The organism is Pedobacter sp. GW822-FHT03F06 (assembly GCF_058801365.1).
The window spans coordinates 235,887-261,527 of the sequence record NZ_JBXANE010000008.1 but is presented as its reverse complement, the minus strand read 5'-3'; the positions used below and the strand labels follow the sequence as shown (position 1 = coordinate 261,527).

General features: G+C 37.8%; 21 protein-coding genes and 1 tRNA gene. 15 read left to right on the top strand and 7 right to left on the bottom strand.

What is annotated here, in order from left to right; all coding sequences use genetic code 11:
• Window positions 1–56: 56 nt before the first annotated feature.
• The 13 genes from AC1RJ8_RS15945 (at window position 57) to AC1RJ8_RS15885 (ending at window position 16,850) form a co-directional block, all read left to right on the top strand.
• Window positions 57–127, top strand: a tRNA-Trp gene (locus AC1RJ8_RS15945).
• A gap of 109 nt (window positions 128–236) precedes the next feature.
• Window positions 237–434, top strand: a complete 198-nt coding sequence (secE, locus tag AC1RJ8_RS15940) for a preprotein translocase subunit SecE (RefSeq protein WP_029279332.1) — start codon at window positions 237–239, stop codon at window positions 432–434.
• Between the two features lie 9 nt (window positions 435–443).
• Window positions 444–983: a transcription termination/antitermination protein NusG gene (nusG, locus tag AC1RJ8_RS15935; protein ID WP_025143263.1), complete on the top strand. Its 540-nt coding sequence runs from the start codon at window positions 444–446 to the stop codon at window positions 981–983.
• Window positions 984–1,367: 384 nt separating this feature from the next.
• Window positions 1,368–1,811, top strand: coding sequence for a 50S ribosomal protein L11 (rplK, locus tag AC1RJ8_RS15930; protein ID WP_010601094.1), 444 nt, complete (start codon window positions 1,368–1,370; stop codon window positions 1,809–1,811).
• 20 nt (window positions 1,812–1,831) lie between these two features.
• Window positions 1,832–2,530, top strand: coding sequence for a 50S ribosomal protein L1 (rplA, locus tag AC1RJ8_RS15925; RefSeq protein ID WP_025143259.1), 699 nt, complete (start codon window positions 1,832–1,834; stop codon window positions 2,528–2,530).
• Window positions 2,531–2,532: 2 nt separating this feature from the next.
• Entirely contained in the window at window positions 2,533–3,054 is a 522-nt protein-coding gene (gene rplJ / locus AC1RJ8_RS15920) for a 50S ribosomal protein L10 (RefSeq protein ID WP_086545152.1), read from the top strand.
• 66 nt (window positions 3,055–3,120) lie between these two features.
• On the top strand, window positions 3,121–3,498 hold the full coding sequence (gene rplL / locus AC1RJ8_RS15915) for a 50S ribosomal protein L7/L12 (RefSeq protein ID WP_010601097.1): 378 nt from the start codon (window positions 3,121–3,123) through the stop codon (window positions 3,496–3,498).
• Window positions 3,499–3,655: 157 nt separating this feature from the next.
• The gene (gene rpoB / locus AC1RJ8_RS15910) at window positions 3,656–7,459 is read left to right on the top strand and encodes a DNA-directed RNA polymerase subunit beta (RefSeq protein ID WP_057932471.1); all 3,804 of its coding nucleotides are present in this window, start codon (window positions 3,656–3,658) and stop codon (window positions 7,457–7,459) included.
• An 88-nt stretch (window positions 7,460–7,547) separates the two neighbouring features.
• Complete coding sequence (gene rpoC / locus AC1RJ8_RS15905; protein ID WP_131030857.1) at window positions 7,548–11,834, top strand: DNA-directed RNA polymerase subunit beta'; 4,287 nt, start codon at window positions 7,548–7,550, stop codon at window positions 11,832–11,834.
• A gap of 160 nt (window positions 11,835–11,994) precedes the next feature.
• Window positions 11,995–13,728, top strand: a complete 1,734-nt coding sequence (locus AC1RJ8_RS15900; RefSeq protein WP_492954553.1) for a DUF4091 domain-containing protein — start codon at window positions 11,995–11,997, stop codon at window positions 13,726–13,728.
• A 202-nt stretch (window positions 13,729–13,930) separates the two neighbouring features.
• Window positions 13,931–14,242, top strand: a complete 312-nt coding sequence (locus AC1RJ8_RS15895; protein WP_055914859.1) for a DUF3467 domain-containing protein — start codon at window positions 13,931–13,933, stop codon at window positions 14,240–14,242.
• A gap of 77 nt (window positions 14,243–14,319) precedes the next feature.
• Window positions 14,320–15,543, top strand: a complete 1,224-nt coding sequence (locus tag AC1RJ8_RS15890) for an OmpP1/FadL family transporter (RefSeq protein ID WP_492954554.1) — start codon at window positions 14,320–14,322, stop codon at window positions 15,541–15,543.
• A gap of 11 nt (window positions 15,544–15,554) precedes the next feature.
• Window positions 15,555–16,850: a G-D-S-L family lipolytic protein gene (locus AC1RJ8_RS15885; protein ID WP_492954555.1), complete on the top strand. Its 1,296-nt coding sequence runs from the start codon at window positions 15,555–15,557 to the stop codon at window positions 16,848–16,850.
• Window positions 16,851–17,025: 175 nt separating this feature from the next.
• On the opposite strand, the gene miaA is transcribed toward AC1RJ8_RS15885, so the two are convergent.
• The 4 genes from miaA to AC1RJ8_RS15865 all read right to left on the bottom strand — a co-directional run bounded on the left by miaA (window position 17,026) and on the right by AC1RJ8_RS15865 (window position 20,927).
• Window positions 17,026–17,961, bottom strand: coding sequence for a tRNA (adenosine(37)-N6)-dimethylallyltransferase MiaA (gene miaA, locus AC1RJ8_RS15880; protein WP_492954556.1), 936 nt, complete (start codon window positions 17,959–17,961; stop codon window positions 17,026–17,028).
• A gap of 108 nt (window positions 17,962–18,069) precedes the next feature.
• Window positions 18,070–18,717 carry an IS1096 element passenger TnpR family protein gene (locus tag AC1RJ8_RS15875; RefSeq protein ID WP_057932466.1) on the bottom strand — a complete coding sequence of 216 codons (648 nt, stop codon included), beginning with the start codon at window positions 18,715–18,717 and terminating at the stop codon, window positions 18,070–18,072.
• A gap of 99 nt (window positions 18,718–18,816) precedes the next feature.
• On the bottom strand, window positions 18,817–20,271 hold the full coding sequence (locus AC1RJ8_RS15870; protein WP_492954557.1) for a CCA tRNA nucleotidyltransferase: 1,455 nt from the start codon (window positions 20,269–20,271) through the stop codon (window positions 18,817–18,819).
• Between the two features lie 89 nt (window positions 20,272–20,360).
• Window positions 20,361–20,927, bottom strand: a complete 567-nt coding sequence (locus tag AC1RJ8_RS15865) for an L-threonylcarbamoyladenylate synthase (RefSeq protein ID WP_492954558.1) — start codon at window positions 20,925–20,927, stop codon at window positions 20,361–20,363.
• Window positions 20,928–21,204: 277 nt separating this feature from the next.
• Between AC1RJ8_RS15865 and AC1RJ8_RS15860 the strand changes: the two genes are divergently transcribed.
• Window positions 21,205–21,762 carry a DUF4136 domain-containing protein gene (locus AC1RJ8_RS15860; RefSeq protein WP_492954559.1) on the top strand — a complete coding sequence of 186 codons (558 nt, stop codon included), beginning with the start codon at window positions 21,205–21,207 and terminating at the stop codon, window positions 21,760–21,762.
• A 367-nt stretch (window positions 21,763–22,129) separates the two neighbouring features.
• On the opposite strand, the gene AC1RJ8_RS15855 is transcribed toward AC1RJ8_RS15860, so the two are convergent.
• Both AC1RJ8_RS15855 and AC1RJ8_RS15850 read right to left on the bottom strand, forming a co-directional pair.
• Window positions 22,130–23,329 carry a glycosyltransferase family 4 protein gene (locus tag AC1RJ8_RS15855; RefSeq protein ID WP_492954560.1) on the bottom strand — a complete coding sequence of 400 codons (1,200 nt, stop codon included), beginning with the start codon at window positions 23,327–23,329 and terminating at the stop codon, window positions 22,130–22,132.
• A 15-nt stretch (window positions 23,330–23,344) separates the two neighbouring features.
• Window positions 23,345–24,163, bottom strand: a complete 819-nt coding sequence (locus AC1RJ8_RS15850; RefSeq protein ID WP_184469604.1) for a 2,3,4,5-tetrahydropyridine-2,6-dicarboxylate N-succinyltransferase — start codon at window positions 24,161–24,163, stop codon at window positions 23,345–23,347.
• A 204-nt stretch (window positions 24,164–24,367) separates the two neighbouring features.
• Here AC1RJ8_RS15850 and AC1RJ8_RS15845 point away from each other — a divergent pair, with 204 nt between their 5' ends.
• The gene (locus AC1RJ8_RS15845; RefSeq protein ID WP_492954561.1) at window positions 24,368–24,769 is read left to right on the top strand and encodes an RNA-binding S4 domain-containing protein; all 402 of its coding nucleotides are present in this window, start codon (window positions 24,368–24,370) and stop codon (window positions 24,767–24,769) included.
• Here the strand turns inward: AC1RJ8_RS15845 and AC1RJ8_RS15840 are convergent, their stop codons facing one another.
• Window positions 24,770–25,540 (bottom strand): EcsC family protein, encoded by a 771-nt coding sequence (locus tag AC1RJ8_RS15840; protein WP_492954562.1) that lies wholly within the window; start codon window positions 25,538–25,540, stop codon window positions 24,770–24,772.
• Between the last annotated feature and the right edge of the window lie 101 nt (window positions 25,541–25,641).

Here is a 25,641-nt window from a genome sequence, read left to right as displayed (position 1 = left end):
AGAAAAATAAGAAAAGCAAAGTGTTTGAGCACGCTTAAGCACTTTGCTTTCTAATTACGGGAATAGTTCAACGGTAGAATAGAGGTCTCCAAAACCTTTGATCAGGGTTCGAATCCTTGTTCCCGTGCTCAAAACAATGATTGAGTAATTGAATGAGTGAATGATTGAATTTGAAGGTTAGCTTTCGAATATTATCATTCACTCATTTAGTCATTCTGTCATTCAATAAATTAAATATGGCTAAAGTAGTTGAGTTTATAAAAGAATCGTACGATGAAATGACCCAGAAGGTTACATGGCCTACCTGGGGTGAACTGCAAAGTTCGGCAATTCTTGTATTAGTGGCTTCTTTAATTATTGCATTGGTTATTTTTGCAATGGATAAAGGATCAACATTTGTGTTAGATACTTTTTATAAATCACTTTCTAATTAATATTTACTAATGAGCGATCTAAAGTGGTATGTTGTAAGGGCTGTTAGCGGTAAGGAAAAGAAAGTAAAACAGTACATTGATGCTGAGATCAGCCGTTTAGGTTTCTCTCATTTGGTTCCTCAGGTTTTAATACCAATGGAAAAATATTACCAAATGAAAGATGGTAAAAAAATTGCCAAAGAGCGTAACTTTTATCCTGGTTATGTTTTAATCGAAGCTACATTAGATGGAGAATTAGAGCACATCATTAAAGGAATCAATAGTGTTATTGGCTTCCTTGGTGATAAAGCCGGTAATCCAATCCCAATGCGCCAGGCAGAAGTTAACCGTATTTTAGGTGTGGTTGATGAAATGAGCGAGCAAGGAGAAACGATGAATGTACCTTATTACGTTGGCGAAGGCATTAAAGTAATGGACGGACCTTTCAACGGTTTCTCAGGTATTATCGAAGAGGTAAATGAAGAGAAGAAAAAACTGAAAGTGATGGTTAAGATTTTTGGTCGTAAAACGCCGTTGGAGCTTAACTACATGCAAGTAGAAAAAGAGTAAGAATTTATTTTCGAAATATAAAAAAGACCGCAGAATTTATTTCTTGCGGTTTTTTCTTTTTAGATTGGTTTTTTAACCGCCCGATAAATAATTTAAGTTTTACGATTTAATTTCTTCATTGAGAACAAGAAAGTGGCCTTGTAGTGCTGTGCAGCTATACATTAGTGATTTATTATTGCAGGAATTGGTTTTCTTAATGGCTTATCTATTAAGCATATTTTTTATACCTGATATATTATAAAATATATTTCTCTCCATCTATTGTGCATTTACAAGATTATCCATATCTTTGCAGTCCTTTAAGCTTTATAGGAGCCCTAAGGAATTAAATGTTACATGCTTCCAATATTTAACATTGAGTTTTAAATAAACAAAAAACACAAAATGGCAAAAGAAGTCAGTGCAATGATCAAATTACAGATCAAAGGCGGAGCGGCAAATCCATCGCCACCAGTAGGACCTGCATTAGGTGCTAAAGGGGTGAACATTATGGAGTTTTGCAAACAGTACAACGCTCGTACCCAAGATAAAGCAGGTAAAGTATTGCCAGTTGTAATTACTGTTTATGCTGATAAGTCATTCGATTTCATCATCAAAACCCCTCCTGTAGCTATCCAGTTAAAAGATGCTACTAAATTACAGAGTGGTTCTGCTGAGCCTAACCGTAAAAAAGTTGGATCGGTGACCTGGGACCAGATTAAAGTTATTGCTGAAGATAAAATGCCTGATTTAAATGCATTTACAATCGAATCTGCAATGAGTATGGTTGCCGGTACAGCACGCAGTATGGGAATCACCGTTTCTGGTGACGCACCCTGGAACAATTAATTAAAAAACAGTTTACAACAGTGGCGAAATTAACTAAAAATCAAAAAAAGGCACATGCTAAAATAGAAGCTGGTAAGGCTTATACTTTGAAGGATGCTGCTGCTTTGGTAAAAGAAATCACTACTACTAAATTCGATGCTTCAGTTGATATTGATGTATCTTTAGGAGTAGATCCGCGTAAAGCCAATCAAATGGTACGTGGTATTGCTACTTTACCACACGGAACAGGTAAAACTGTACGTGTTTTAGCTTTAGTAACTCCTGATAAGGAAGAAGAAGCAAAAGCAGCTGGCGCAGACTTCGTAGGTTTAGACGAGTATGTAGCTAAAATTGAAGGTGGTTGGACCGATGTAGACATTATTATCACTACACCAGCTTGTATGGCTAAGGTAGGTAAATTGGGCCGTGTTTTAGGTCCAAGGAACTTAATGCCTAACCCAAAATCTGGTACAGTAACTAACGAAGTTGGTAAAGCTGTAACAGAGGTTAAAGCAGGTAAAATTGATTTTAAAGTAGACAAAACGGGTATCATACACGCCTCGATAGGAAAAGTATCATTCCCAGCAGATAAAATTTATGAGAATGCACTTGAAATCATTCAGGTAATTTCTAAATTAAAACCATCTGCTGCAAAAGGAACTTATTTTAAGAGCATTCACGTGTCTTCTACAATGAGTCCTGGGATTGCAATTGAAACAAAATCAGTAGCGGGGATCTAATCATGAACAGAGAAGAAAAAAACGAAGTAGTTTTAGAACTACAAGGACAAATGCAAGAGTTTGGCAATTTTTATATTGCTGATACTTCTAGCCTTTCTGTAGAGCAGATCAATAACATCCGCCGCAAATGTTTCGAAGGTGATATCGTAATGAAGGTTGCTAAAAACTCTTTAATCCGCAAAGCGATTGAAGGTTTAGATGGCGATGCTTCTGAGATATACGAAGCCCTTAAAGGTTCATCATCATTATTATTCTCAAAAACAGCAAACGCTCCGGCTAAGTTGATCAAAACTTTGAGAAAAACATCTGATAAACCAGTGCTTAAAGCAGCATATATAGATTCATCAGTATACGTTGGCGACGACCAATTGAATAACTTAGTAAGCTTAAAATCAAGAGAAGAGCTTATTGGCGATATCATTGGATTATTACAGTCACCAGCTAAAAATGTTCTATCTGCGCTTCAATCAGGCGGTAACAAAATTGCAGGAATTGTTAAAACTCTTCAAGAAAGAGAAGGTTAACGAACACCTTAAGTTCGCAAATTAAACAAAATTATTACACACGTAAATTTTTAAAATCTTAATAAAATGGCAGATTTAAAAGCGTTTGCTGAGCAATTAGTAAACTTAACAGTAAAAGAAGTTAATGAATTAGCTCAAATCTTAAAAGATGAGTATGGTATTGAGCCTGCAGCTGCTGCTGTAGTTGCTGGTCCTGCTGCTGGTGGTGATGCACCTGCTGCTGCTGCAGAAAAAACATCTTTTGATGTAATCTTAAAAGAAGCTGGTGGTCAGAAATTAGCAGTTGTAAAACTTGTTAAAGACTTAACTGGTTTAGGTTTGAAAGAAGCTAAAGACTTAGTAGACGGAGCACCAAAAGAATTAAAAGCTGGTGTTGCTAAAGACGAAGCAGAAGCTCTTAAAAAACAATTAGAAGAAGCTGGAGCAGTAGTTGAGATTAAGTAATCACTTAACTTAGCTAAGCTAAAAATGTATTAGACACCGACTGAAAATGTCGGTGTCTTTACCTGTTTATAAACATCTCATTTTGTTTGGTTAATGAGCCTGTTTGAAATTCGAACCAAACAAATAGTTTATTCTTAAACTAAAATCTTTTAGTCCATTGGCAAAGACAGTCGAACAAAGAGTAAATTTTGCAACTAGTAAGCACATTATAGACTATCCGGATTTTCTGGATGTGCAATTGCAATCATTCAGAGAATTTTTCCAGATAGATACCACATCAGACGATCGCTCTAGCGAGGGTTTGTTCAAAGTGTTTGCTGAAAACTTTCCAATAACAGATTCAAGAAATATCTTCGTATTGGAGTTTCTTGATTATTTTGTTGATCCGCCACGTTACGATATACACGAGTGTATTGAGCGTGGATTAACCTACAATGTTCCATTAAAAGCAAAGCTGAAGCTTTCTTGTAATGATGTAGAACATGAAGATTTTGAAACCATTATCCAGGATGTGTACTTAGGTACTATCCCGTATATGACACCCAAAGGTACGTTTGTTATCAACGGTGCAGAACGTGTTATCGTTTCGCAATTACACCGTTCGCCAGGAGTGTTCTTCGGCCAAAGCCGTCACACTAACGGAACCAAACTGTATTCTGCACGTGTTATTCCTTTCAAAGGTTCATGGATCGAGTTCGCTACAGACGTTAATAACGTGATGTATGCTTATATCGATCGTAAGAAAAAATTCCCGGTTACCACTTTATTACGTGCTATCGGTTACGATTCTGATAAAGATATCTTAGAACTTTTTGATCTTGCTGACGAAGTAAAAGTTAGTAAATCAGGTTTAAAGAAATACATCGGTCGTAAACTGGCTGCAAGGGTATTAAAAAAATGGGTTGAAGATTTTGTTGATGAAGATACTGGTGAGGTAGTTTCTATCGACCGTAATGAAGTGATTCTTGAAAGAGAAACCGTTTTAGAAGACGAACACATTGATATGGTTATCGAGGCTGGCGTAAAAAGCATCATCTTATCTAAAGAAGATGGCGCAAGTCAGGCAGATTATACCATTATATATAATACATTACAGAAAGATACATCAAACTCAGAAAAAGAAGCTGTAGAAAACATCTATCGTGCTTTGCGTAATGCAGAACCACCTGATGAGGAAACAGCCCGTGGTATCATTGATCGTTTATTCTTTTCAGATAAACGTTACGATTTAGGAGATGTTGGTCGTTACCGCATCAACCGTAAATTAAAAATGAATACCCCTGATGAGGTTAAAGTATTAACAAAAGCAGATATTATTGCAATTGTGAAATACCTGATCAAATTGATCAACTCAAAAGAAGAGGTAGATGATATCGATCACTTGTCTAACCGTCGTGTACGTACGGTAGGTGAGCAATTGTACGCACAATTTGGTGTTGGTTTAGCCCGTATGGCCAGAACAATCCGTGAGCGTATGAACATTCGCGATAATGAGGTGTTTACACCAACTGATTTGATCAACGCCCGTACGTTATCATCAGTTATCAACTCTTTCTTTGGTACTAACCAGTTATCTCAGTTCATGGATCAAACAAATCCATTGGCAGAGATCACGCACAAACGCCGTTTATCGGCTTTAGGTCCAGGTGGTTTATCACGTGAGCGTGCCGGTTTCGAGGTACGTGACGTTCACTATACTCACTATGGTCGTTTATGTACGATTGAAACTCCAGAGGGACCAAACATTGGTTTGATTTCATCACTTTGTGTGCATGCGAAAATCAATAATTTAGGTTTCATTGAAACACCATACAAACGTGTTGAAGATGGTAAAGTAGTTGTAGATTCAGACGTTATTTATTTATCTGCAGAAGATGAAGATGGTAAAACCATCGCTCAGGCTAATGCAGAGTATGATGATAAAGGTAACTTTACCACACCACGTGTTAAAGCGCGTTACGAGGGTGACTTCCCGATTATTGAGCCTGAGAAATTAGACTTAATGGACGTTGCACCTAACCAGATTACTTCAATCGCTGCTTCGTTAATTCCGTTCTTAGAACATGATGATGCGAACAGGGCTTTGATGGGATCGAACATGCAACGCCAGGCCGTACCATTGTTACGTCCTGAAGCACCAATTGTAGGTACAGGTTTGGAAGGTCGCGTTGCACGTGACTCAAGAACTTTGATCAACGCAGAAGGTGACGGTGTTGTAGAGTATGTTGATGCTAACGAAATCACCATTAAATACGAGCGTAACGAAGATGATCGTTTAGTTTCATTTGAAGGTGATAGCAAAACTTACCGTTTAATTAAATTCAAAAAAACCAACCAGAATACTTGTATCAACTTAAAACCAATCGTTAAGAAAGGTCAGAAAGTGACTAAAGGACAAGTACTTTGCGAAGGTTATGCAACTGAAAATGGTGAATTGGCATTAGGTAGAAACTTGAAAGTGGCATTTATGCCTTGGCAAGGTTTCAACTTTGAGGATGCGATTGTAATTAACGAGCGTATTGTTCGTGATGACGTTTTCACTTCATTGCATATTGAAGAGTTTGAATTAGAAGTACGTGATACTAAACGTGGAGAAGAGGAATTAACACCAGATATCCCGAACGTTTCTGAAGAGGCTACTAAAGACCTTGATGAAAACGGTATTATCCGTATTGGTGCTGATGTAAAAGAAGGTGATATTTTAATTGGTAAGATTACGCCAAAAGGCGAATCTGATCCTTCACCGGAAGAGAAATTACTACGTGCAATTTTTGGTGATAAAGCAGGTGATGTTAAAGATGCGTCTTTAAAAACTCCTCCTTCAATCCAAGGTGTGGTAATTGATACTAAATTATTCAGCCGTGCTAAGAAAACTACAAAAGCTGAGGAAAAATCGGCAATTGAGAAATTAGACAAAGGATATAACAATATCACTGAGAAATTAAAAGCAGAATTAGTTGACAAATTATTCACCATTGTAAACGGAAAAACATCTCAGGGTGTATTTAACATTTACAAAGAATTATTAGTTGCTAAAGGCGCTAAATTTACTCAGAAAATTTTAGCTGAGCTTGATTATAATCACATTAGCCCTAACAAATGGACTACTGATGATGATAAAAACGAGATGATTAAAATGTTGCTTCACAACTACGGTATCCGTGTTAACGAAGAACTTGGTGCTTACAAACGCGATAAATTCGCAATCAGTGTAGGTGATGAGCTTCCTTCAGGAATCGTACAGATGGCAAAAGTTTATGTAGCTAAAAAACGTAAATTAAAAGTAGGTGATAAAATGGCGGGTCGCCACGGTAATAAAGGTATTGTTGCACGTATTGTACGTGATGAAGATATGCCTTTCTTAGCTGATGGTAGCCCGGTTGATATCGTGTTGAACCCACTGGGTGTACCTTCACGTATGAACCTTGGTCAGATCTACGAAACCGTATTGGCATGGGCCGGTAAAGAATTGGGTGTTAAATTTGCAACGCCGATTTTTGATGGTGCTACGCACGATGAGGTGGAAGAATGGATCGCTAAAGCGGGAGTTCCTGCTTCAGGAAAAACCTACTTATACAATGGTTTAACAGGTGAGCGTTTCGATCAGACTACAACTGTAGGTATTATCTACATGTTGAAATTAGGTCACATGGTTGATGATAAGATGCACGCCCGTTCAATCGGACCATACTCATTAATTACACAACAACCATTGGGTGGTAAAGCCCAGTTCGGTGGTCAGCGTTTTGGTGAGATGGAGGTTTGGGCATTAGAGGCATTCGGTGCAGCTAATATTCTTCAGGAGATCTTAACCGTTAAATCGGATGATGTAATCGGAAGAGCCAAAACTTACGAAGCCATTGTTAAAGGTGAGAACCTACCAACACCAGGTGTACCAGAATCGTTCAACGTATTGGTACATGAGTTACGTGGATTAGGTTTAGATATTACGTTAGACTAAGTATTGAGTATTAATGTATCGAGTATCAAGATTGGATTATCCGTCTTGATACTCGGTATCAAGTACTTGCTACTAAAAACAAAAAGATATGTCTTACAAAAAGGATAATAAATTAAAAAGCAATTTCACATCAATCACGATTAGCTTATCGTCTCCAGAAATTATTTTGGAACGTTCAAGCGGTGAGGTGTTGAAACCAGAAACCATTAACTACCGTACTTACAAACCTGAGCGTGATGGTTTGTTCTGTGAGCGTATTTTTGGTCCGGTAAAAGATTACGAATGTCACTGCGGTAAATACAAACGTATCCGTTATAAAGGTATTGTTTGCGATCGTTGTGGTGTTGAAGTAACGGAGAAAAAGGTACGTCGTGAGCGTATGGGACACATTGCTTTAGTGGTTCCTGTTGCACACATCTGGTACTTCCGCTCTTTACCAAACAAAATCGGTTATTTATTAGGTTTACCTACTAAAAAATTAGATTTAATTATCTATTACGAGCGTTACGTAGTTATTCAATCAGGCTTAATGGCCGAAGAAGGTATCAACTATATGGACTTCTTAACGGAAGAAGAATATTTAGATATCTTAGATAAATTACCTAAAGAAAACCAATACTTAGATGATAAAGATCCTAATAAATTCATCGCCAAAATGGGTGCTGAAGCATTAGAAGATTTATTAAAACGTATTGATTTAGATACTTTATCTTATGATTTACGTCACCAGGCAGCTAACGAAACTTCTCAACAACGTAAAAATGAGGCTTTAAAACGTCTTCAGGTTGTTGAAGCTTTCCGTGGTGCTAATACACGTATTGAGAATCGCCCTGAGTGGATGATTGTTAAAATCGTTCCGGTTATTCCACCAGAATTACGTCCGTTAGTACCATTAGAAGGTGGCCGTTTCGCTACTTCCGATTTAAATGATTTATACCGTCGTGTAATTATCCGTAACAACCGTTTAAAACGTTTGATCGAGATTAAAGCACCAGAGGTAATTTTACGTAACGAGAAACGTATGTTGCAGGAAGCTGTAGATTCGTTGTTCGATAACTCACGTAAAGTTAACGCGGTAAAAACTGAAGGTAACCGTGCCTTGAAATCACTTTCAGACATCCTGAAAGGTAAACAAGGTCGTTTCCGTCAGAATTTATTAGGTAAACGTGTGGATTATTCAGCGCGTTCGGTAATTGTTGTAGGGCCTAGCCTTAAATTACACGAGTGCGGTATTCCTAAAGATATGGCTGCTGAGCTTTACAAACCGTTCATTATCCGTAAGATGATTGAGCGTGGTGTAGTAAAAACAGTTAAATCTGCCAAGAAAATTGTTGATAGAAAAGATCCATTAGTTTGGGATATCTTAGAAAATGTATTAAAAGGTCACCCGGTATTATTAAACCGTGCACCTACGCTACACAGACTAGGTATCCAGGCTTTCCAGCCAAAATTAATTGAAGGAAAAGCAATCCAGTTACACCCATTAGTTTGTACTGCATTCAACGCCGATTTTGATGGTGACCAGATGGCTGTCCACTTACCGTTAGGTAACGCAGCAATTTTGGAAGCCCAGGTATTAATGTTGGCAGCGCACAACATCTTAAACCCTGCAAACGGTACACCAATTACAGTACCATCTCAGGATATGGTTTTGGGTCTTTATTATATTACTAAAGGCCGTAGAACAGATGAAACCAGAGTTGTAAAAGGACAGGATTCGAATTTCTATTCTCCGGAAGAAGTGATTATTGCTTATAACGAGAAAGAATTAGACTTGCACGCATTTATCAAAGTAAGGGTAAATGTTAAACAAGCCGATGGTTCTATCGTTAATAAATTAACAGAAACTACTGTAGGAAGAGTATTGTTCAACCAAATGGTTCCTGAAGAAGTTGGTTATATCAATGAATTATTAACCAAAAAATCTTTAAGAGATATTATTGGTGAAGTAGTAAAAATGACTGGTATGGCCCGTGCTTCTCAGTTCTTAGATGATATCAAAGAATTAGGTTTCAAAATGGCATTCCAGGGAGGTTTATCGTTCAACTTACAAGACGTAAACATTCCGGTAGAAAAACATACTTTATTAGAACAGGCAGCAGCTGAAGTTGAAGAGGTAAGAAACAACTATAACATGGGTTTCATTACCAACAACGAACGTTACAACCAGATTATCGATATCTGGACCCGTATCAACAACAGGTTAACTACTTTCGTTATGACTCAGTTATCTTCAGATAACCAAGGTTTTAACTCGGTTTACATGATGCTTGATTCAGGTGCACGTGGATCTAAAGAGCAGATTCGTCAGCTTTGCGGAATGCGTGGTTTGATGGCGAAACCTCAAAAATCAGGTTCAGGTGGCGATATCATCGAAAACCCGATCTTATCAAACTTTAAAGAAGGTTTATCGGTATTAGAGTACTTTATCTCTACTCACGGTGCGCGTAAAGGTTTGGCAGATACGGCGTTAAAAACGGCGGATGCGGGTTACTTAACCCGTCGTTTACATGATGTAGCGCAGGATATGATTGTTAACGACAACGATTGTGGTACTTTAAGAGGTATGTATACAACCGCTTTAAAAGATCAGGAAGATATCGTTGAGCCATTATACGACAGGATTTTAGGCCGTACTTCACTACATGATGTGTACAATCCATTGGATAACACTTTATTGGTAGGTGCTGGCGAAGATATTAACGAAGATGTTGCTAAATTGATCGAAGAATCTCCACTAGAAGGTATCGAGATCCGTTCAGTACTAACTTGCGAATCTAAACGTGGTGTTTGTGCATTATGTTATGGCCGTAACTTAGCATCTGGTAAACGCGTTCAAAGAGGTGAGGCAGTTGGTGTAATTGCAGCACAATCAATCGGTGAGCCGGGTACACAGTTAACACTTCGTACTTTCCACGTGGGTGGTACTGCATCAAACATTGCTGCAGAATCTAACATCGTAGCTAAGTTTGATGGTGTGATCGAATTCGAAAATATCCGTACTGTTGATACACAAACAGAAGAAGGAACAGTTCAGGTGGTATTGGGTCGTTCAGGTGAGTTCAAAATTGTTGAGCCAGGAACCGGACGTATCATTGTTACCAACAACATTCCTTATGGTGCATTCTTGTTCGTAAAAGAAGGTGATAAACTTTCAAAAGGTGATAAAATCTGTTCGTGGGATCCGTACAACGCGGTTATTCTATCAGAATTTGCCGGTAAAGCACAATTTGATGCCATTATTGAAGGTGTAACCTTCCGTGAAGAATCAGATGAGCAAACTGGTCACCGTGAAAAAGTAATTATCGATACACGTGATAAAACTAAAAACCCTTCAGTTCAGATCGTTGATAAGAAAGGTGAATTCATCAAAGGTTATAACATTCCGGTAGGTGCCCACGTTTCAGTTGATGAAGGTGAAACCATCCAAACTGGTCAGATTATCGCCAAGATTCCTCGTGCAACTGGTAAAACCCGAGATATTACAGGTGGTTTACCTCGTGTAACGGAATTATTTGAAGCACGTAACCCATCTAACCCAGCTGTAGTAACTGAGATTGATGGTGTGGTAACTTTAGGTGGCGTTAAACGTGGTAACCGTGAAATCACTATCGAATCGAAAGATGGTGAAGTTAAAAAATACCTGGTTCCATTGTCGAAACACATCCTTGTTCAGGATAACGACTTTGTAAAAGCGGGTATGCCTTTATCAGATGGTTCAATTTCTCCTGCCGATATCTTATCAATTAAAGGCCCTGCAGCGGTTCAAGAATACCTGGTTAATGGTATTCAAGAGGTTTACCGTTTACAAGGTGTGAAAATTAACGATAAGCACTTCGAGGTAATTGTTCACCAGATGATGCAGAAAGTTCACATTGAAGATCCAGGTGATACTATTTTCTTAGAAAACAATGCTGTTGACCGTTGGGATTTTGCTGACGAGAATGATGCGATGTACGACAAGAAAGTGGTTGAAGACGCAGGTGATTCTACAGATTTCAAACCAGGTCAGATTGTTTCATTACGTAGATTGAGAGACGAAAATTCTCAATTGAAACGTAAAGATTTAAAACAGATCACGGTTAGAGATGCAAGACCAGCAACTGCAAGTTCTATCTTACAAGGTATTACACGTGCATCATTAGGTACTAAATCGTTCATTTCTGCGGCTTCGTTCCAGGAAACTACGAAAGTATTAAATGAGGCAGCTATTGCAGGTAAACGCGATAATATGTTAGGCTTGAAAGAAAACGTGATCGTTGGTCACTTAATCCCTTCAGGTACTGGTGTACGTGGTTACGAAAGAATCATCGTTGGTTCGCAAGAAGAATACGATAAATTATTAGCTTCGAAACAAGAAGAAGTAGAAGCTTAGGTTTTAATCTAACAATAATTTTAAGCCCCCGATTTTACATCGGGGGCTTTTTTGTTAATGGAATAATCTATCTATTTTGTTACAGTCTCTCAAACGTTTGCGTAGAGGCACCTTCTTAATCACTTAATCTTATTCTGGTAGGTTTGATTAACTTAGGTTTATGAAGTTTTTATTATTGATACTATTAATGAGTTTGGGTTTAACAAGCGCAGCGCAGGATGTTAGTTTGGCCTTACAAAAAGCAAAATTGCCAGATAGCGAAATTCTAAATAAGGAGTGGAATAATGCCGCTGAAGGATTAAATATTAGTTTTGCTAATAGTAACCTCAGGTTTGCAAAAGAGGTACCTCCAGCCGTTTCAATTCAAAATACATGGAATACTGCTGCCTGGAAAGGAGAAAAAGTACATACCCAGCTGTTACTTTGGACAAAAGCTAAGCATACCAACATCAGTATACAGGTTTCTGATCTGAAAGATCAACAAGGCAATAGCATAAAAAAAGAAAACATTACTTCAGGCATAATTAAATATGTAATTACCGACGAGTTTAGAGATGGCTGTGGCTACCGTAAAGCTGCAGATTTTGATTCATCGTATGTAGCAGACCTGATCGATACCAAACTTAATACAATCGGCATTAATGCTAAAAATACACAACCAGTTTGGTTAAGTATAAAAGTTCCTGTTAATGTAAAAGCCGGAAATTACTCAGGAACGGTCAAAATAAAAGGCAAAAAAGAATACGATTTACCCATTAAAATCCAAGTACTCGATAAAACTTTACCACCTCCAAGTGAGTGGAAATACGATTTAGATTTATGGCAGCATCCTGCTGCTATTGCCCGGGCGCATAACGTAAAATTATGGAGCGACGAACATTTTGTATTAATGAAACCATATTACACCATGTTGGCCAATGCCGGACAGAAAACAATTACAGCAAGTATTGTAAACGAACCCTGGGGGCATCAAACCTATGATGATTATCCAAGTTTAATCAAATGGATAAAGAAAAAAGATGGCAGTTGGCTTTACGATTATAGCCTATTTGATAAATACATTGCTTTTGTGATGACCACCGGCATAAATCAACGCATTAATTGCTACAGTATGGTGCCATGGAAAATTGCTTTTACCTATTGGGATGAAAGTACAGAGCAAGAAGCTGTTTTTACCGAGGCTATTGGTACTCCTGCTTACAATGCCTTTTGGAAGAACATGCTTACCGATTTTACTAAACATTTAAAAGTTAAGAACTGGTTCGAGAAGACCTATATCGCTATGGATGAACGCCCAATGAAAGCTATGCAGGCTGTAATCAAACTATTAAAAAGTGTTGATCCGAAATGGAAACTCGCTTTAGCTGGTGAATACCATCAGGAAATCGAAAAAGATATCGATAATTATTGCATTGCTTCAAAATGGGAATTTCCCGCTGATGTGTTACAAAAACGTAACGCACAAGGTAAAACCAGCACCTGGTATACTTGCTGTACCGAACCTTACCCAAATGCATTTAGTTTCTCTTCGCCTGCAGAACAAGTATGGATGGGCTGGTACACCGCCAATAAAAATATGGACGGTTATTTGCGTTGGGCCTATAACAGCTGGACCAAAAATCCTTTAACCGATACGCGTTTTACAGCTTGGCCTGCTGGCGATACCTACCAGGTTTATCCTGGGCCTTTAACATCGGTGAGGTTTGAGAAATTGATTGAAGGCGGACAGGATTTCGAGAAAATTAAACAGCTACAGGCACTTTATACCAAAAATAAAAATACAGCAGCACTTGAGGAATTGAATAAAGCATTAGAAAATTTCAACTTAAAATCTTTATCAACTGTTACTGCAGAGGAAACTTTGAAACGCGTAAAACCGCTACTAAACAAATAATAGATGAAACCATTTTTTAGGGTTGATGATCTGCCCGGTGTATTGGAATTGACTTATGGCTGAGGAGCTTTCAATAGGAATCTTCAATGGTAGCCTAATCGAAGGATAATCTTTTTCATTTACTTAACAAAAGATCCACCGACCAGGCCAAAATATTTAATTAACTGATATTTTATTTATAAAAACACTTAGTTTTGTTATTATGGAAGAACAACAAAACGAGAATCAGTTAAACATAGAGTTATCAGAAGAAATTGCAGAAGGAATTTTTTCTAACTTAGCTATTATTACCCATTCTAATACCGAATTCGTATTAGATTTTATCCGTGTAATGCCGGGAATTCCGAAGGCAAAGGTGAAATCAAGAATTATCTTAACCCCAGAACACGCAAAGCGTTTATTAGCAGCATTAGAAGATAATATTCAGAAATTCGAAGCCGTAAACGGACGCATCAAGACTCAAGAGGAGCCACCTTTTCCTATGGGCTTCGGCGGACCAACCGCTCAAGCATAAGACTATTCAAAATCTTACAAACAAATGTTTGTTTGCTATGTTAGCATAGTATATATTTGTTATTTAACCATATATAGATGAGAAAAATTTTATTGAGCGCATTACTTTCTGCCCCACTTTGGGTTTTGGGGCAGGGTTTCCAGGTTAATTTACAAGGACAGAAACAAATTGGTATGGCTGGTGCAGGTTCTGCATTAGCTTTAGATGAGGCTTCCGTATTTTACAATCCAGGTGCAGTAACTTTCTTAGAGAAAAACTCAGTTTCAGCAGGTGTAAACCCATTGTTATTTAAATCAGCTTTTAGGCAAACCGGTTCGAATGTTACAGAAGATGTGAAGAACAAAATTGCTCCACCTTTCGAGTTTTATGCGGTTTGGGGTCCAAAATCAAATAAATGGAAGTTAGGTTTGGGTGTGTATACTCCTTTCGGAGGGTTGGTAGATTGGGGCGATAATTGGTCTGGTAAATATGCTTTAACCTCATTAAATTTAAAAGCAATCTATTTTCAACCAACATTAAGTATAAAAATTACCGATCGTATTGGTATAGGTGCAGGCTTTGTTTATAACCATGGCGATGTAAATCTTCAAAGAGCTATTCCTGTAAATTTTCCTGACGGCCGTTCAGGAAAAGCAACTTTAGACGGTACCGGAACAGGTTATGGATGGAATGCGGGTTTATACATTAAAACATTAAGCAATATCTCTTTTGCACTCGTACACAAATCGAAGGTAATTACAAAACTTGATGGTGGCTCAGCAGAATTTGAAGTTCCAAAGTCGTTAGAAGGATCTTTTCCAGCGGGAAATACCTTTAACGCTGAATTACCTTTGCCAGCTACCACAAGTTTAGGCGTAGGTATTCCATTGTCAAAAAGCACAGTTTTAGCTTTTGATGCAAGTTGGGTACAATGGCATATTTATCAGGATTTATCTTTTGATTATGCGACCAATACACCTGCGCTTGTTGATACAAAATCAGCGCGCAATTATCGTGATGGTTCTTCGTTTAAATTAGGTATTAACCACCAGGCATCAGAAAAATTAGCATTAAGAGCAGGTGTTGGTTATGCCTTTTCTCCAGTGCAGGATGGGTATGTAACACCCGAAGCTCCTGATGCGGACCGTTATATTTTAAGTGCTGGTTTAGGTTATACACCTACCCGCCATTTCGAAGTTAATGCATCGTTCTTTTTTGAAGATGTTAAATCGCGTAAACAAAAGAATATCGAAACGGGCCTGGATGGTACCTTTAAAACTTTGGTTTATGCACCAGGTATTTCGTTAACTTATAAATGGTAGGAGAAATTTAAATGAAAAGATATATATTAAATAGTTTCGTTGCTGCTATCATCCTTTTTGCAGCAGCTTGTAAACCCGAAATTGAAACGCCTGCAGGTACAACCGCCGGACAAGCTAATTTTAGTAAATACATTGCAGTAGGTAACTCCTTAACTTCAGGATATGCTGATGGCGGTTTATATTTAGAAGGACAGAAAGTTGCGTATCCAAACTTAATTGCAGCCAAAATGGCTACGGTAGGTGGTGGGGCATTTACCTCTCCTTTTTTCAGTGAAGAACATTCAAATGGTTCAGGTTATATTTCTTTAACGGCACTGGTTAATGGTACCCCAACTTTAACTCCTGTAACTGATAAACTGGCTATACGAGATGCAGCAAAGCATTTAGACAAATACAGTGGCGAAATCCAAAACTTAGGTATTCCCGGCATGCGTGTTGATCTGGCTTTTGCAACAGCATTTAGTGCTGCAAATCCATTTTTTGAACGTTTATTAACCGATGCCCAAGTGGGTACTACAAGTTATTTTCAATATGTTCAAACCAAAAACCATACTTTCTTTTCATTGTGGCTTGGAAATAATGATGTATTGGGTTATGCTTTAAATGGAGCGGTAACTGTATCTACTGATCCAACTACCACTTTAACGGATAAGGTTACCTTCTCTTCTTTGTATGCTAATTTTTTAAATGCCTTAACTGCCGGGGGCCAAAAAGGTATAGTTGGTACTATTCCTGATGTAACTGCTGTTCCTTATTTTAATACGGTTACCGTAGCCGCTTTATTAAATGCGGCTAAAGCAATTAATCCTGCAGCTGCAGCTATTTATATCCAAACAGGAACAGGTGCGGTAAGGCCTGCAACTGCTGAAGATTTAATCCGTTTGCCATTTCAATCAGAAGGCATATTTGGCAAACCAAATGGTTCCGGAATCCCTTATGGCCTGCACCCCTTAAATCCGATTGAAAATAAGTGGGTATTGGATAAGGATGAAGTAATTAAAGTGAAAGATTATGTAAATAGCTATAATAGCAGCATTAAATCTTTAGCCACAAGCAAAGGTTTAGCTATTGCAGACACTTACGCTTATTTTAATCAGGTTAAAACTGGTATTAATGTTCAGGGTGTTGGTATCAATGCTTCATTTATTACTGGTGGTGCATTCTCTTTAGATGGTATTCACTTAACGCCGCGTGGAAATGCAGTAATTGCCAATGTATTTATAGATGCCATTAATGCTAAATACGGTTCTACTGTACCAAACATTGATATTACGCAATATAGAGGCGTTAAATTCCCGGATAAATAATTAGACTTTTAATGGTATAAGAAGAGGCTGTATCATAAATATAGAATTGTCATCCTGAGCCTGTCGAAGGACCTGTTAAATACGTTTTAAGGTGTTTCGACAAGCTCTCCGTAGGAGTCCTTTGGACAACATGACAGGATCTAAAGTGAAATTGCATTTATGATACAACCTCTTTTTATTTCGCCGTTACTTTATCTTCTATAAAGTTTATAATTTCTGTGCTTTGATTGGGTTCAAACCAATTGATCTCTTCATCTCTTCTAAACCAGGTGAGCTGGCGTTTGGCAAAGCGACGCGTATTTTGTTTAATTGCCGAAACGGCATCCTCAAGCGATAATTTCCCGTCTAGGTAGTCGAAAAGTTCGCTGTAGCCTACCGTGTTTAAAGCATTATATTTTTTAAATGGTATTAGCGACCTTACTTCTTCTACTAAACCATCAGCTATCATTTTATCAACTCTTCTGTTAATCCGGTCGTAAAGGATAGCACGATCGGTATTGAGACCAATTTTGATGATATTAAATGGTCTTTCTTTTTTTGTTGCAGAAAGCATTGACGAAAGTTTTTGACCTGTTGACAAAAATACCTCTAAACCTCTGATCATTCTTTGTGGATTTTGTTGATCTACCTTTGCGAAATATTCAGGGTCTAATATTGCCAGCTGTTTTTGGATACTTGGTAATCCTTCTTCTTCAAACTGTTTATTCAGCCTTTCACGTATGGTTAAATCAATATCTGGCATTTCATCCAAGCCATTAATTAAGGCATTAACATATAAACCCGAGCCTCCAACCATAATGGCAAGATTGTGGTTTTTGAAAATTTGATCGAGGGTATTTAGACCTTCTACTTCAAAATCGCCAGTACTAAATAGTTGTGAAACCGAATGTGAATCAATAAAGTGATGTTTTGCCGCTGCTAACTCTCCAGCATCAGGTTTGGCCGTTCCTATGGCCATTTCCTTAAAAAACTGACGGGAATCGGCAGAAATGATTTCTGTATCAAAATGTTGCGCCAATTGTATCGCCAAAGCCGTCTTTCCTATAGCGGTGGGGCCAACAATAGAAACTAAGGTTTTTGGTTTTTTAATAGTTTGATCTGCAGTAAGCATAACATTTTAAAAGAAAAAGTCAGATGTATACATCTGACTTTGTATGGATAATAATTCGTTCATTTAATGCTGTTCCCGAAAGTTCGGGCCAGCATGACGATATCGTAATTAATAGTCGTCTTTGTGGCTATCATCTTCGAAGTTATCACTATCAGAAAATTCGTCGCCGAATTCGTCTTCTTCGCTTTCTTCATCTTCATCTCGCTCTTCGGCGTTGATACCCATTTCACCCATGGCTTCCAATTCGTCGGTATCTTCTGGCACAAAGTTCATTTCATTTAAGAAATCAAATTCACTTGCGGCCGCCGCTGCACCTCTCGGATCAACAGCCTGTGGACTATTTTGCTCCATTATTTTTGGCGCCTCACCACTGCTTTTCGCTAAAAATGGGTATTCGATATTTGGATCAGCATCTAGGATTATTTTTACCAGCTCTACATGAAAATCATAAGGGCGATCGAAATTGTAGATATAGTAAAACTTTTGATGCGGATCTTCAATAAAGCCACTCAGTTTAGAATTCTCCATTAAAACTACACGGTCTTTTTTACGTTCGCTTGGTAAATAAGCAATTTCATCACCTTTTAACCAATTATCGGTGCTTACGTAAAAAGAGGAAGATTTTTCGGCATTATAACCCGTAGATCTGTGAATAGCCTTATGCAGGTCTTCAAATGTTTGGTTTGATTTAATGTCGATCTCTCTCACAACATCATCAAAATCTTCGAAAGTAATTCTAAATTTATAAATAGCCATTATAGTGTTTTGGAACCGTAAAAATAAAGTTAATTTATAATTACCACAAATATCAGGTGGCATAAAAGACAGCCTAATTGTAGTGTTTTAGCAATTAAATTATTTATTAACAGGATTTAATCCCATTTGTTTTGCCTGATTTAGCATAAAATTAAATGCTTCTTGATAGTCGTTTGTAATCTCGCCCTCTAATATGGCTTCACGGATGGCATTTTTGATTAAACCAACCTCTTTTCCTGCATCGAGACCGAAAGTTTCCATGATATCGTTTCCTGAAATAGGGGGCTGCCAGTTTCTAATTTTATCGCGTTCTTCTACATCCTTGAGCTTTTGCTTAACCAGCTCAAAGTTGTTTCGGTATTTTGTTTTTTTGTATTCGTTTTTAGTCGTTACATCGGCATTGCAAAGCAGCATTAAACTTTCAATTTCTTCGCCGGCATCAAAAAGTAATCGCCTAACTGCCGAATCTGTAACGGTTTCCTGCGCCAGAACAATCGGGCGTAAATGAAGCTGTACCAATTTTTGCACGTACTTCATCTTTTCGTTTAAAGGCAGTTTTAACTGTGCAAATATTTTCGGAACCATTCTGGCTCCTCTATCTTCATGCCCATGGAATGTCCAGCCGTGCCCTTCTTCAAAACGTTTAGTGGCTGGTTTGGCAATATCGTGTAAAATAGCCGCCCAACGCAACCATAAATCATCCGTGTCTGCACAGATGTTATCCAATACTTCCAGCGTATGGTAAAAATTGTCTTTATGTCCTTTTCCTTTAATAATCTCTACCCCGTAAAGCTGTGCCATTTGAGGGAAAATGAGCTGCAATAAGCCTGTATCAAAAAGATGTTTAAAGCCCACAGAAGGTTTTTTAGAGAGGATGATTTTATTCATCTCATCGGTAATCCGTTCTTTTGATACAATAGTAATACGCTGTTTTTGCGTTTTTATGGCATTTAGGGCAGCTGGATCGATGTTAAAATTAAGCTGCGAAGCGAAGCGGATTGCCCTCATCATGCGCAAAGGATCGTCAGAAAAAGTAATTTCGGGGTCGAGTGGGGTACGGATGAGTTTATTTTCTAAATCTTTAATCCCGTCAAACGGATCTAACAATTCACCAAAATGATCAGTATTTAAATTAATGGCTAAAGCATTGATGGTGAAATCTCTGCGCAGCTGGTCATCTTCTAAGGTGCCATCTTCAACAATTGGTTTACGTGAGTCAGAACGGTAAGATTCTTTTCTGGCGCCTACAAACTCAACTTCTAAATCCTGATATTTAATATTTGCTGTGCCAAAATTTTTAAAAACAGCAACTTTGGTATTCAGTTTTCTACCTACTGCTTCAGCATATTCTATTCCACTGCCCACCACAACCACATCAATATCTTTTGAAGGGCGATCTAAAAATAAATCGCGCACAAAGCCTCCGATTACATATGCTTCGGTATGGTTCTTATCGGCAATTGTGGATAAGGTTTTAAATATTGGGTTTTGTAGGTGAACCCCTAAATCACCTGAAGGGGACTTGGAGTTCCCTTCATTTAATTCAGACTGCATATATAAGGGTAATTCATTTGTTCAAAATTAAGCAAAACATTTGGTCGGTAAAGACTATCAGCGATTCAAAGCCCCTTAGGGGTTGGGGTTTACTTCCTAATAAACTCAAATTGTCCGCCGGGAGAAAGTTTCATAATCGTTGAAGGCTTTCTGTTGGTCCGGTTTTCCTGCTCAAAGTCAACCACGTAATCAACAGCATCAATAATTTCAGGAGCGATGTCGTCAAAGAATTTTGGCGAAGGCTGTCCGCTTAAATTTGCAGAGGTAGAAACGATAGGTTTCCTAAAGCGTTGGATTAATGGTGTGCAAAAATCGTGTTTAACAATCCTGATCCCTACACTTCCATCTGCATTGATTACATTTTGGGCTAAGTTTTTTGCCCCAGAGAAAATAATGGTTAATGGATTCTCAGCATATTCAATTAAATCATATGCCACATCAGGTATTTCGGCCACATAACTTTGCAGTTTGCTGTCTACATCCAATAGTACGATTAAACTCTTTTCTGCAGGGCGGTTTTTTATCTTCAGTAATTTATCTACTGCCTCAGGGTTACTTGCATCACAGCCTAAGCCCCAAATGGTATCCGTTGGATATAGAATAACTCCTCCTGATTTTAATACTTCAAAAGCCTTATTAATTTCGTCTCTTAACATGTTGCAAAGTTAATTTATTTAAGAAGTTTATAAGGAATGTGTTGTAGGAAACTTTGTTGATTTTTGGAGTGCAATTTTACTTAAGATTTAAGTCCCTGTGATACATTTTTTAATCGAATTGTAAAATATTTAGTTAGGATATAGCGCGTCAAAACATAATTAATTAAGGGGTGTTTTTAAACATAACAATCTGATTGTAAAAAATATAAATGATTTTCCTTTTTGATTGTCAAAATCGTTATATTTAATTCAGGTTATTTAAAGAACAACGCACAAAATGAGAACAGCACAAAAATTATTAATGCTTTTTACAGTGGTATTGGCATTAGCAGGATGTACATCACTCCGCACCGCATCAGATTATGATAAAAATGTTGATTTAAGCGGTTACAAAACCTACAATTTTTACGATAAAGGCATAGCAAGAGTTAAGCTTAATAATCTGGATAAACGCAGATTAATGGCCGCGGTTGAATCTGAAATGAACGCCAAAGGATTTACCAAATCAGACAGACCTGATTTATTGGTGAATCTGGTAGTGGTAGCCCGTGAAAAAACCGATGTATATGGTCCAGGATACTATGGTGGCTGGGGTTGGGGCTGGCGTGGCGGCTGGGGAAATCCTTTCTGGGGCGGCGGCGGAACCTATGTAAACCAATATATTGAAGGTACAATCATTATCGATTTCTTAGATCCAGCTAAAAAGATTTTATTCTGGCACGGACAGGGATCTGGTTTTAACCTGGATAGCTTTAACAAAAGAGAAGAACGTTTATATACAGGCGTAAAAGAAATATTGGCACAATACCCACCTAATGTTACAGTTGCTAAATAAAATTTAGCTGTTAAGTTAAAAGATCTGAATAGAATTTATTAATAACAAGGGCTGTTGAATTTTTAAATAAATTCCAGCCCTTTTTCTTTTTTTAGAGACATGGGATTTATTGGCCTGTAAAAAAAGAAACTGTCGATTTACAGAAATTGAGTTTTTTATATTTGAAAAGCAGGGGTAGTGCTACTATTAACCGTTAGTCCTGCCAATGCTGCAAGTCCTCATCCGATGGAAGGATCGGATTACAGGCTTTTCGCGAATGTCAGGTTTAGATTGAGCTGGATTGTGGTAATAAATTGATAAACTCCTCTTTGGTAGTAAATAAGGGGAAGTATAAATGATTGTCATCCTGAGCGTAGTTGAAGGACAGTTAAAGCGTTAAATAACAATCCATTAATTGCTGTGTAACTACAGCACTGTTGAATTTTTGAACAAATTCCAGCCCTTTTTCTTTCATCTCTTTTTGGAGCTGCGGTCTTTCAAGAATTTGATTAATGGCTTTTGTAAGTCCGTTAGCGTCATCAGGCGAAATGTATAAACTATCTGGTCCGCCAGCTTCTTCCAGGCATGACCCTGTTGCCGCAATAACCGGAACGCCAGAATATAGCGCTTCGATAATCGGAATACCAAAACCTTCGTAAAATGAAGGATAAACAAAAACACTAGCCATTTGATAAATACCAGGCAGATCGGAAAAAGGGATGTTTTTTAAGAATAGAATTCTGTTTTTAAGGCCAAGTTTCTCTATTTCTTGCTCAACCGTTTTAAAATAAGCCGTTTGTTTGCCTATCACCACCAGTTTATATGCTTCATTTACCTCTTTTAAAGCCTGAACAGCCAATTTTAGATTTTTACGTTCTTCAATGGTGCCAACGTTAAGAATATATTTTTCAGGTAGTTTATAGGTTGCGCTAATCCTGCTTAATGTTTCTTTCGGGAAAGGTGTTTTAAAACTATCATCACAGCTTTGGTAAATTACATCAATCTTCTCCGGACTAATCCCGTAAAGTTCGATGATATCTGCCTTTGTTTTTTCGCTGATGGCGATAATTTTATTGGCCCGTTTACAAGCAGATTTGCTTTTCCACTCGTATAATTTCCGGTCGATAAATTTGTAATATTGAGGGAAACGAAGGAAAATTAAATCATGAATGGTAACAATTGATTTAATCCTCGTATGTTGTATGGCTAATGGAATCTCATGGCTCAAACCATGAAAAATCTGACAGTCATCCTGGGTTAGATCTTTCAGGATATTTAAAGTCCTCCATAAAAATGGCCCGTTTTTAGGAAGTTTAAGCTCGATGTTATCATTTTCGAAAAACGCATCGATCTGTTTGGCCGCTTTTACTTTGGGCGCATAAACTAGGTATTGATGTTGAGGAAACTGATGTGCCAAATGCTCAATTAAAGACCGGCTGTAATTCCCTAATCCTGTTAAGTTATTAGCCGCACGCTTGCCATCGTATCCAATTTTGAGCGAAAAGCTTAAAGCCGAAAGACTAAAGCTTGATTGCTCAAGTTCGGTACTTTCGGCTTTTTGAGTTTGAGTTTCGCTTTCAGCTTTCACCTTTGTGCTTTCAGCTTAAACTGCTACATTATTTTCTCTCAACGCATCGTTAAGTGAAGTTTTCTTATCTGTACTTTCTTTACGTTTGCCAATAATTAAAGCACAAGGTACCTGGAATTCGCCAGCAGGGAATTTTTTAGTATAACTTCCTGGTATTACAACCGAACGTGCAGGAACAATTCCTTTATATTCTACTGGCGTAGGACCGGTAACATCAATAATCTTAGTTGATGCTGTTAATACTACGTTAGCACCTAAAACAGCTTCTCTCTCAACTTTAACACCTTCTACCACAATCGCTCTAGAGCCTAAGAAAGCGTCATCTTCGATAATAACCGGAGCAGCTTGTACTGGCTCTAAAACACCACCAATACCCACGCCACCACTTAAGTGAACGCGTTTACCAATTTGTGCACAAGAACCAACAGTAGCCCAGGTATCAACCATAGTACCTTCATCAACATAAGCGCCAATGTTTACGTACGATGGCATCATGATTACACCTTTTGCTAAAAACGCACCGTAACGCGCACTTGCCATAGGCACAACACGTACACCAGTTGTTTTATAATCGGTTTTTAAATCCATTTTATCGTGGTAAACAAAAGGACCGCTTTTAATTTCTTTCATCTCGCGAATCGGGAAATATAAAATTACCGCTTTCTTTACCCACTCATTAATGCCCCAAGAGTTTAAAACTGGCTCAGCAACGCGGATTTCGCCCTTATCAAGCCCCATAATAACGGCTTCAATGGCTTCGCAATAGTTGCTGTATTTTAAAAGGGTTCTATCCTCCCAAGCGGCTTCAATTAATTTCTTTAAATCTGAATACATGATGTTTTTAAATTTTACGCAAAATAAATCAATTTTTGCTTATTAAATGGTTAATTGTTTAAATTGTTTTGTTGGTAGGTTAATTGTTTAAATCGTTTAAACTGGTTAATCGTGGGTAAGCACATGATATAACAGTTAACCAATTAACCAGTTTCTACAATTAACCAACATAGCAATTAACCTAATTATGTATTTTTGAATTTTATGACAGAGACAGAAAAACTTAGGATCGATAAATATTTGTGGGCGATCAGGTTGTTTAAAACACGGAGCCTGGCCACTGATGCGTGTAAAGCAGGGAGGGTGAAACTCAAAGGGCAGAATATTAAACCTTCAGCTATTGTGAAAGTAGGTGAAGTTTATCAGGTATCGAAAGGGATCGAAAAGAAAATTATCGAAGTGGTAGAACTTTCGTACAACAGAACAGATTCGCCAACAGCCTTAACAAAGTATAAAGACTTAACGCCCATTGAAGAAACGCATGCTTTTAAATCGATGTTTCATGCACCAAACCTAAAACGCGATAGAGGTACCGGCCGCCCGACTAAAAAAGACCGACGGGAGACAGATGACCTGATTGGAGGAATGTTTGAAGAGGAGGATTAGTTAGTTTCCAGTTTCTAGTTTGCGGTTTTCAGTTTGTGTACTGATCACTGCATACTGCAAATTGAAATACCGCATCCGGTAGCTCATCATAGCTGTTTTGCCCAGTTTTTCGATCAGTTTATAATTGGCAACGGCACCAACTGCTGCTCCCACAAATGGAAGCATCTGTGCAAGTTTGGCCAAATCAATATAATCGCGGTACTGCTGTTGGAAGGTAAGCCAGTCAAATTCATCAATATTGGTAGGCAATTGATGGGCTTTATCATCCCAATCCTGCATTTTCATAAATATATTCTGGCTTTCTTCTTTACTTGAAAAGGCCAGCTGGAAGATGTGTAAAATATATAAACGTTCGCGGTAATCTTTAACATCGTATCCGTAAACTGCGGCAATATCAAAAAGCATTTTCATCTTTATACCCAGCAATAGCGGAAAATCTGCCAGGCTCATTAAAAAACCTCCTGCACCTGTAATTCCGCCTTCTGCAGCACCTGTTTTTTTATAGTTTTCTATCTTTTGCTTAATTAATGCCTCGCGGTGCATTAAGGTTAAATCGGTAATCGGTTTTGCCGTTGTGAATGTTGAACCAAAAAGCACAGCCTTAACCATCTGTTTAATCGCAGTAGTTATGGCATTGTGAACCTTATCGGGAATATAGCTGTTTATTTTTTTCTGCACTTTATTCGTCACTTTATTCAAAAGCGAAGGTTTTTGCAAAGTTTTAAACTTCCAGAAACTTAGTTCACCACTTATTTTTTGTTCATAGGTCATGCTTAATTACTACAATAATTATTCCTTAAAATTTAACATAAAATAACTTTGAAGAATAAAGAATAAACTATATATTTAGTTGCCTAATAAAAAAACTTAAT